Annotated in this window: 6 protein-coding genes; 3 read left to right on the forward strand and 3 right to left on the reverse strand. The window is 49.0% G+C overall.

The genetic code is table 11. The features are described 5' to 3' along the window. Positions 1-7: 7 nt before the first annotated feature. On the reverse strand, positions 8-661 hold the full coding sequence (locus tag VIN66_RS10705) for a DUF2726 domain-containing protein (RefSeq protein ID WP_331923985.1): 654 nt from the start codon (positions 659-661) through the stop codon (positions 8-10). Between the two features lie 239 nt (positions 662-900). On the opposite strand from VIN66_RS10705, the gene aceB reads away from it, so the two are divergent. Next, positions 901-2,505 (forward strand): malate synthase A, encoded by a 1,605-nt coding sequence (aceB, locus tag VIN66_RS10710; protein WP_331923986.1) that lies wholly within the window; start codon positions 901-903, stop codon positions 2,503-2,505. Positions 2,506-2,806: 301 nt separating this feature from the next. Here aceB and VIN66_RS10715 read toward each other — a convergent pair whose 3' ends face one another. Next, positions 2,807-3,745 (reverse strand): LysR family transcriptional regulator, encoded by a 939-nt coding sequence (locus VIN66_RS10715; RefSeq protein WP_331923987.1) that lies wholly within the window; start codon positions 3,743-3,745, stop codon positions 2,807-2,809. A 228-nt stretch (positions 3,746-3,973) separates the two neighbouring features. On the opposite strand from VIN66_RS10715, the gene VIN66_RS10720 reads away from it, so the two are divergent. Together VIN66_RS10720 and VIN66_RS10725 are read left to right on the forward strand one after the other, a co-directional pair. Beyond that, on the forward strand, positions 3,974-5,569 hold the full coding sequence (locus VIN66_RS10720; protein WP_331923988.1) for an isocitrate lyase: 1,596 nt from the start codon (positions 3,974-3,976) through the stop codon (positions 5,567-5,569). Positions 5,570-5,745: 176 nt separating this feature from the next. Continuing rightward, positions 5,746-7,353, forward strand: a complete 1,608-nt coding sequence (locus VIN66_RS10725) for an endonuclease (RefSeq protein WP_331923989.1) — start codon at positions 5,746-5,748, stop codon at positions 7,351-7,353. Between the two features lie 52 nt (positions 7,354-7,405). On the opposite strand, the gene VIN66_RS10730 is transcribed toward VIN66_RS10725, so the two are convergent. Continuing rightward, positions 7,406-9,897, reverse strand: a 2,492-nt coding sequence (locus VIN66_RS10730) for a hybrid sensor histidine kinase/response regulator (protein WP_331923990.1), incomplete at its 5' end; no start/stop codon positions are given.

A 9,897-nucleotide genomic window follows, 5' to 3' on the forward strand; every position in this document is an offset into this window, starting at 1 on the left:
ATGTGCGTTAAGAAGCCTGTATCAGCGCAGTCTGCTGCGCTTTAATTTGTGAATGTGACAAAGCAGGTACCGGCAATCTGTTGCCGTTGTCCACTGCCGGTTTCAATGAGCGGACCGGGCGGGTTGGCCCTTTTTTCACTAATCCTTTAAACATCGGTTCTGGTTTGGCTACCGGTTTGCCAAGCCTCGATGCTATAGCCGCCTGTATATCAGCTGCTGTGTAGCCAGCTTTAATTTTCATTCGCAGGTAAGGTACACCTGCTGCATCCAGCGCGCCATTTACAAACCAGTCAGGCACGGCTTTGTGGCCTTCTTTACTGGTGTTGTTGACTAAATCCAATACGGCGACAACGCTAAGATCGGTAGGGTCGCACAGCACGAAATCCAGATATTTGCCGTTTAACTTCGTCAGCGTATTACTGCGGCTTTTATCGCTGATGCCGGTTTTCAATTCCATGATATCGGCCAGCTTAACCCGGTTCAGAATTTTGTATTCGTTGGCAACGGCTTTTTCCAGCAGTTGCATAAATGACCTTTCGACCGGACTGAATAAACTGGTTTTCTTCTGTACCGGGAAGGGGTTACCACTGTCAATAAAGCGGCTGGCAACCATAGCTACCACAACAACTAATAATAAAATTAACAGCAGGACATATTCCATGCTTACCTCCGACAGAAATTTGACTCGGTGTCAGGCATATCGCAACACAGTGATAATAAGGCATAACTTGTGCCAATATTTTAGGGGGTATGCCGCTTCTGTTATTTATGTGCCGAATGGCTGGCATTGCCTGCATTGATATATTTTATAGTTGAAAAGCGCTTATAGTTAGTGCGTACCCCTGATAAGCCGTGCTTGCTGTATAACAACAAGCGCTGACTGTAACCAAGGACAAAATTATGACAACAAGCATCAGCCGTGCCGGACTAACTATTAATGCGCCCTTGACGGCCGAATACGACGCCATTTTGACTGAACAGGCCTGTGCCTTGTTGGTAGAGCTGACACGTGCATTCCGGCCAGCGCTTAAGCAATTACTTGCAAAACGCCAGCAGGTACAACAACGATATGACGCTGGTGCATTGCCGGATTTTCTGGCTGATACCGCCAACATTCGCCAGTCTGATTGGCGCGTTGCTGCTATCCCGGCTGATTTGCAGGACAGAAGGGTTGAGATCACGGGGCCGGTCGACCGCAAAATGATCATCAATGCATTAAATGCTGATGTAAAAGTATTTATGGCTGACTTTGAAGACTCGCAGGCACCAAGCTGGGCCGGCGTAATTGAAGGCCAGATTAACCTGCGCGATGCCAACCTGGGTACTATCAGTTATACCGATCCGCAAAGTGGTAAACAGTATGCTTTAAAAGACGATCCGGCGCTGTTAATAGCACGCGTGCGCGGTTTACACCTGTGGGAAAAACATTTGCTGGTAGATGGCGAGCAAATTCCCGGCGGCTTGATGGATTTCGCGTTGTATTTCCTGCATAACTATCAAACCCGGCTAAGTAACGGCACAGGAGTGTATTACTACGTGCCTAAGCTGCAAAGCCATCTGGAAGCGAAATGGTGGGATGATGTCTTTCGCTATACAGAGCAAAAGTTCGGCCAGCCTGTCGGCACCGTGCGGGCAACGGTGCTGATTGAAACCCTGCCGGCTGTGTTTGAGATGGATGAAATTCTCTACATGCTACGCGACCATATCGTGGCGCTGAACTGCGGGCGCTGGGATTATATTTTTAGTTATATCAAAACATTAAAAAATCATGCCGACCGTGTCTTGCCTGACCGCCAGGTGGTAACGATGAAGCAGCCGTTCTTAAGTGCCTATTCCCGTTTGCTGGTTAAAACCTGTCATAAACGCGGTGCGCTGGCAATGGGCGGTATGGCAGCCTTTATACCAGCTAAAGATGCTGAGCAGAACGCTGCTATTCTGGCCAAAGTTACTGCAGATAAGGAACTGGAAGCCAGTAATGGCCACGATGGTACCTGGGTTGCGCATCCGGGGCTTGCTGCCACGGCGAATGCGGTATTCGACAAATATCTGACTGCAGGAAAACAAAACCAGCTCGATGTCAGCCGTTTAGAAGATGATGAAATTACTGCGGCGCAGTTGCTAGAGCCCTGTGATGGAGAGCGCACAGAAGAAGGTATGCGTACTAATATTCGCGTGGCGCTGCAATACATTGCTGCCTGGATCAGCGGCAAAGGCTGTGTGCCGATTTATGGCCTGATGGAGGATGCCGCCACGGCGGAGATCTCCCGTACCTCTATATGGCAGTGGATTAAACATGGAAAAAGCTTAAGTAACGGCAAGCTGATTACCAAAACCCTATTTGCTTCTATGTTAGAGGAAGAGGCAAAAGTGGTGAAAGCAGAGGTTGGCGAGGCAACATGGGCGGAGCAAAATTTCGACCGGGCGCAAACTTTATTGCTGGATATCACGACTTCTGATCAGTTGGTAGATTTCCTGACCCTGCCAGCCTATCAGTTACTTGACTAAACCTGAGTAAACCAAGCCAAAGGCGCTGCCATGCTGACAGCGCCTTTTTTATGTCTGTTGCTCGTCGGAACACGGCGTGGAAAAGACCGTGTTGAGCGAGCCGGGGAGTGTCTGAGCCCTGCCGCAGGCACAAGGGCGAGTTGCCCCGGCGAGAGAGGCAGGGTGTTTTCCTAAGCATCCATGTTAGCTTCGGCTGCAATGCCCATTTTGGCTAACCGCAGCAACTCGCTCGTGCTTACGCACTCACTCAGACACTCTGCGGTGACCAAAACGGGATTCCAGCCTTCGATACTGGTTCTGATTAATTCAACTCGTCTGCCGTTTCAACAATCAGCCGGCGGAACCAGATATGGCTGGCATCCTGATGCAGCAGTGGGCTCCATATCATTTTCAGCTCAATCGACGGTATGGCAAACGGTGGGTCCATAATGGCCATGGTTGGATCCTTGTCATACAACTTTGCCGCCCGGCTTGGTAAGGTGGCAATTAAATCAATGCCAACCGCCAAATGCATCGCTACATGGTAGTTACGGGTAAATACCGAAATACTGCGTTGTTTGCCCAGTTTCGCCAGCGCTTCGTCTACCCAGCCCAGCTTTTGTACATCTTTCGGGTCCATGCCTACACCAACACCAAAGCCGGTTTTACTTACCCAGATATGTTGTGCTTTTAAGTAACTGTCTAGGTTGAAGTTTTTAAGGACCGGGTTTTGCGCATTAATCAGGCAGGAGAAGCTGTCGCGCCAGACGGTTTTCTGATGAAACGACTGCGGCAGCTGGTCAAAACGGTTAATCGCCATATCCACTTTGCCGTTCTCGACATCGTGAAAAGTCACATCGGAAGGCGTCATGATATCCAGGCTGGTATTGGGAGCCTGCACCCGCATTTTTTTCAGCAGTGCCGGGATCAACGTTGAGGCGGCGTAATCGCTGGCCATAATACGAAACACGCGCTGGCTGTGCTGAGGCTCAAAATCTTTGTTCGGTTGCAGAGTCTCTTCCAGCGTCAATAAAACGCCACGTACCACAGGTGCCAGCTCACGAGCCCGCTCTGTCGGCACCATACCATCTGATGTGCGCACTAAAATAGGATCATTCAGTAAATCACGCAGCCGTTTTAAGCCATTACTCATCGCCGGTTGAGTGATATTAAGCTGATTCGCGGCGCGGGTAACATTCTTCTCGCGTAGCAGTACATCTAAGTAAACAAGCAGGTTCAAATCCATTTTATTAATATTCATTACTTAAATATTCCCACCAGCTTTCATAATTTGACTGAATCATAGCATTAGCCGGCAGGCCAGCGTCAAGCCACCTTTAGTATTAATCGTATGAATGACCAGCATCACAAAAATCACCTTTATGAATTATAAAAATGAAACCTATAGTGTAATACAACAGGTAACACATCAGCCTGGGAACAGTCAGCGTCCGGCAAGCCGGGCAATATGCAAGAAGAGGATACTGCTATGTCAGCTTACCAAGATGCAATACAGAAAGTCGCACAGTTACGTCAGCAGAATGGCGAGGCCTGGGCCGCGATAAACCCTGAGTCTGCCGCAAGGATGAAGCTGCAGAACCGTTTTAATACTGGCTTAGATATTGCGAAATATACCGCCAAAGTGATGCGCGAAGATATGGCAGCCTACGATGCTGATAGCAGCCAGTACACTCAGTCTTTAGGTTGCTGGCATGGTTTTGTTGGTCAGCAGAAACTGATCGCCATCAAGAAACATTTCGGCAGCACCAAACGAAAATACCTGTATTTGTCAGGTTGGATGATTGCGGCGCTGCGCTCTGATTTTGGCCCGCTGCCGGATCAATCGATGCATGAGAAAACCGCCGTGCCAGCGTTGATCGAAGAACTGTATACCTTCTTAAAACAAGCTGATGCCCGTGAGCTGGGTGGCTTGTTCCGCGAGCTGGATGCCGCTAAAGCAGGCAATGATGCCGCTAAAGTTGCAGCAGTGCAGAGCAAAATTGATAACTTTGAAACCCATGTGGTGCCGATTATTGCCGATATTGATGCCGGCTTTGGTAACGAAGAAGCCACTTACCTGCTGGCGAAGAAAATGATTGAAGCGGGCGCCTGCGCCATTCAGATTGAAAACCAGGTATCGGATGAGAAACAGTGTGGACACCAGGATGGCAAGGTTACCGTGCCACATGCTGATTTTCTGGCAAAAATTAACGCGGTACGTTACGCCTTTTTAGAGTTGGGTGTGGACGACGGTATTATCGTTGCCCGCACTGACTCATTAGGCGCTGGCTTAACCAAGCAAATTGCAGTGACTAACAAGCCGGGCGATCTGGGTGATTTATACAACAGCTTCCTCGATGGCGATGTAATCAACGGGGCAGATGATATAGCTAACGGCGATGTTGTGGTGAAAGCCAACGGCAAGTTATTAAAGCCGAAACGTTTAGCCAGCGGCTTATTCCAGTTTAAACAGGGCAGTGGTGTTGATCGCGTGGTACTGGATTGTATTACTTCACTGCAACACGGTGCAGATTTACTGTGGATTGAAACTGAAAAGCCGCACATTGGCCAGATCAAAGAGATGGTCGACCGTATTCGTGAAGTGGTGCCGTCGGCCAAGCTGGTATACAACAACAGCCCAAGCTTTAACTGGACGCTGAATTTCCGCCAGCAGGTGTTTGATGCCTGGAAAACGGCGGGCAAAGATGTATCGGCTTATGACCGTGCACAGCTGATGAGTGCCGAATACGATACAACAGAGCTGGCGCAGGAAGCGGATAACCGTATCCGTACCTTCCAGGCTGATGCGGCGCGCGAAGCGGGTATTTTCCACCACCTGATCACTTTGCCAACTTACCATACTGCGGCTTTGTCTACCGACAACCTGGCAAAAGAGTACTTCGGTGCGGCCGGTATGCTGGGCTATGTTGAAGGTGTGCAGCGTAAAGAGATCCGCCAGGGCATAGCCTGTGTTAAACACCAGAATATGTCAGGTTCAGACATCGGTGATGATCATAAAGAATATTTCTCCGGCGATGCGGCATTAAAAGCGGGTGGCACGCACAATACCATGAACCAGTTTTAAGGCATTAGCTGAAACCAATTTACACTACGTGGTCAGGTAACTGACAGTTGGGCAGCCATTGGCTGCCCTTTTTTATTTCATAAATAATTCATCATAACGCTGTTTTTATACAAAAATGTTGCAATAGTGTATCTATGATGGTGCTTATTCTAACCTTAATAACAGGATACGTTGCAATGAAAAAGATAATCTACCTGCTTGGCTTGCTTGCTGTCAGCGCGACAGCCGCCAGAGCTGATATTGAAAATGGCGGTTTTGACCAATGGTCTGCCAATACCCCGACAGGCTGGAGCCTGATTGACAATGGTATTACGCTGACACCTTCGGGCGGTATTAAACTCAATGGCAATTACAGTGCGGCTGTGGCCGTCAATACGACAGACCAGGCCGCGACGGACTTTCGTCAGACAGTGGCCGTCAGTGCCGGGCAAAGTTACCCTTTTAGTGTGTCTGTTTACCATACCGAGGGGCATGTCAGAGCACGGCTGTATGTCGATGGCTATCAGGGCTATTCGAATGAAGCACTGACTGGTCAATGGCAAACACTAAGTTTCAATTACACTGCGACCACTAGCGGCACTATTGAAGTTGGCTTGCGGTTTTATGATGTCGCCGGTTTTGATGGCAGTGAGCTGGTGTATGTGGACGACTTCCAGCCGTCCACTACATCGACACCGCCAGGTGGCAGCTGCAATGCACATGCGCTGACTTTTGAGCTGACGACCGATAATTATGGTGCTGAAACCAGTTGGCAACTTACCGACAGCAACAATCAGCAGGCCTATGCCGGTGCGGGTTATGCCAACAATCGCAGCCACAGTGAGCAGTGGTGCCTGAGCGATGGTGACTACGAGTTCACCATAAGCGACAGTTACGGTGACGGTATTTGCTGTAGTCATGGCAATGGCAGCTATCGCTTGAGCGTAAACGGCGCGGACATATTCAGTGGTGGAAGTTTTACCAGTGCTAAGACACATAGCTTTAGCCTTGGTACTGGCGGTGGCAGCGACGATCTGGATGCCTACTATGCAGATGCTGCCGGTTTCACCGGTTATGCGTTAAAAACCGCACTGCATAATATTATCAAAAACCACAGCGCACAGGGGTATAGCGCACTGTGGACGTTTTACAGCACGCACGAGCTGGATAATTACTATGAGCAGGATGGCAGTATTTTAGATATCTACTCAGAAAATCCCAGCGGGGCGGATGCATATCAGTACGCGGCGACCGTAAGCCAGTGCGGCAGTTACAACAGTGAAGCCGATTGTTATAACCGTGAGCACTCATTTCCACGCAGCTGGTTTGGCGGTGCAGTAGAGCCGATGAATTCTGATGTACACCATATTTTTGCCACCGACGGTTTTGTTAATTCCAAGCGCAGCAGCTTTCCATATGGCAAAGTCGGTACCGCCAGTTATACCTCGACAAACGGCTCAAAACTGGGCACTGCGTTAAGCGGTAGTGGCTACAGTGGTACGGTGTTTGAGCCTATTGATGAATTTAAAGGTGATATCGCCCGCGCCTATTTTTACATGGCAACACGTTATCAGGACCGCTTAGCAAACTGGCAGGGTAACAGCAGTGAAGCCAATGCCGCACTAAACGGCACTACGACTCAGGTGTTTGAAAGTTGGTTGTTGCAGTTACTGAAACAATGGCATGTGCAGGATCCTGTCAGTCAGAAAGAGCGGGACCGCAATGATGCAGCCTATCAGTACCAGGGCAACCGTAACCCTTTCGTCGATTATCCGCAGTTTGTCAGCGCAATCTGGGGTAATTAACCGGTAAAAAAACGCCAGCGTTGCTGGCGTTTTTACTCTTTTGACTCAATCGCTAATAGCGCTGTTTTACATAGGCAACAACATCCTGATACTTTTCCTGTATCAGACGGATATCCTCGTTAATCACTGGCCAATCACTTTCTTCAGCGGCTTTTTCCAGCTTTAGTGCCTGCTCGGCTAGACTGAGCGCGCCGATGCTCTTGGCCACAGCTTTAAACTGATGCGCAACGGCCCGCACGTTGCTGCGGTCTTGATTGTCTGCATGCAGCCGTAAATTCTGCAGTAAATCAGCAGCATGCCTGACAAAGTAGTTCAAATGTTCTTCATGCTTAGCCGGGTCATTACCGAGAAAATTAGCAATAGTGGTAAAGCAGATTGGAGAGGAAGGTTGCGCTGTGTCAGTAGCTGCAATGCCGGGCTTCACTGATTCTGTCTGATGAGGTAACCAGCGTGATAGCATCGTGGCCAAAGTATCGAGTTCAACAGGCTTGGTGATATATCCATCCATACCGATACTCAGGCACTTCTGCTCTTCGCCTTTGAGCGCGTTAGCTGTCACTGCAATAATGCGGGTAAACTCAGCACCTTCGCTCAAATGCAGGCTCTCCTTGCGGATGGTGCTGGCTAAATCATAACCGCTCATATTGGGCATATGTAAATCGGTCAGGATTAACGGATAGTGGAAGCGGCGCCATTTTTCCAGCGCTATTGCGCCATCATCAGCAACCTCGACGGCGTAGCCAAGCGCATTTAGCTGATCAACAATCACGCGCTGATTCATCAGGTTGTCTTCCGCCAGCAATACTAAGCGTTTTTGTTTTCTGGCTTGTTCTATAGACGGCGCTTTGGCAGTAACGGCTTTTTCTCCGGCATATACCGGCTTGGCTTTACGTTTAGCCGCGATTAATACTGCGTCATACAGATGGCTGCGGCAGATAGGCGAGCTATGCAGATAGTAAACCCGATCGGTACTGCGCTCTGACAACTCAACCTGATTGGTGATCACAACAAACTGTACCTGGCTCATGGCTGGCAGCTGCTGCAGTTGTTCTATCTGATTGGCCGAGATTTGCTCATAAGTTGCATCTAACACCCAGACGGCAGCCTGCTTCGGTGGCAGCGGCTTCATGGTTTGTGCTTTTTGCTGCAACGCTTCAAAACTATTTGCCACGTCAAGCTCTGCGCCGGCATATTCAAAATACGCACTTAAATGGGTTTGGTTATGTAAATCTGTCGTGAACAGGCAAAGATGAATATCATTCAGCTGTTCTTTATCCAGATACTGAATTTCATCAGAGCGGCGCATGGGGATGCGTACCCTGAATTCAGTGCCCTGATCAACCTGACTTTGCACATTAATATCGCCATACATTAACGTGGCCAAGCGTTGACATATAGATAAACCCAGGCCGGTGCCGCCAAACTTACGGGTAATAGAGCCTTCTGCTTGATTGAACGGTTGAAATACATAGCTGATCTGACGCTGGGTCATGCCTTTGCCGTTATCAATAATGCTGAACTGGATTTGGCTGAAGTCCATATTTTCTTCCAGCATTTCGGCTTTTATAATCACCAGGCCGGTTTTTTCCGGTGTGGTCTGGGTGAACTTAATGGCATTGCCGGCCAGGTTGTACAATATCTGCCGTAAGCGCACCGGGTCGCCGACCAAACCGTCAGGTATGCGTGGGTCAACAAACATCTTCAGGTCGATTTGCCGCTGATACGCCACTGAAACCAGAATACGGCCTACCGCTTCAATAATATCGACCAGTGACAGTGGAATGGTTTCCAGTTCCAGCTTGCCGGCTTCAATTTTTGAGAAATCCAGAATGTCGTCAAGAATGCGCAGCAAGGAAAAGGATGACTCGCGCACTGTGTCGGTCATACGAAATTGTGAGGTTGATAGCTGGGTTTTACGCAGTAAATCAATGGTACCGATAATGCCGTTCATCGGTGTACGGATTTCATGGCTCATTGTTGCCAGAAAGGTCGATTTGGCTTCATTGGCTTTTTCGGCTGTCAGCTTAGCGGTTTCCAATGCATCGGTGCGCTCTTTAATGCGGGTGTCGACTTCCTGTCTGAGCGTTTTAATGTTTTGCTCTGATGCCGCCAATGCTTCCTGAGTTTGCTCGATTTTTCGAAACAGCTGATTAATGTAACTGCCCAGTACACCATAGCTATCCTGGGCATGGCTATCCACGCTGGCGTTAAACTGCTCTTTTTCCAACGCCTGGCTGGTACCTTGTAGTAGCGGTTTTATACGGCGGCTGAAGAAGCCGGATATGGCAGAAGCGAAGAAACCACTTAATAAAAGACCCAGTAACAGGCTGACCGCCGACACCGCCGCATAAGGCCACAGTGGTTTGATATCGGGCTGTTGTACATAGATCAGCAGCGCATTTTGCTGCTCAGCCAACGGCACAAATTGATGAACAGTGAGATAACCATTTTGCTGTTCGGCAATTTCCTGCCAACTGGGTTGTGGTACGAACCCCTGCACATTATTGGTATTGGCAATAAGCTCAGTATCCACGCGCTCACTGT

The organism is Rheinheimera sp., assembly GCF_036568245.1.
In the GTDB taxonomy this organism is placed as follows: Bacteria; Pseudomonadota; Gammaproteobacteria; order Enterobacterales; family Alteromonadaceae; genus Alishewanella.

Coding starts and splice junctions, on each gene's coding strand:
- VIN66_RS10705 (WP_331923985.1), bottom strand. CDS start 661: ATGGAATATGTCCTGCTGTTAATTTTATTATTAGTTGTTGTGGTAGCT.
- aceB (WP_331923986.1), top strand. CDS start 901: ATGACAACAAGCATCAGCCGTGCCGGACTAACTATTAATGCGCCCTTG.
- VIN66_RS10715 (WP_331923987.1), bottom strand. CDS start 3,745: ATGAATATTAATAAAATGGATTTGAACCTGCTTGTTTACTTAGATGTA.
- VIN66_RS10720 (WP_331923988.1), top strand. CDS start 3,974: ATGTCAGCTTACCAAGATGCAATACAGAAAGTCGCACAGTTACGTCAG.
- VIN66_RS10725 (WP_331923989.1), top strand. CDS start 5,746: ATGAAAAAGATAATCTACCTGCTTGGCTTGCTTGCTGTCAGCGCGACA.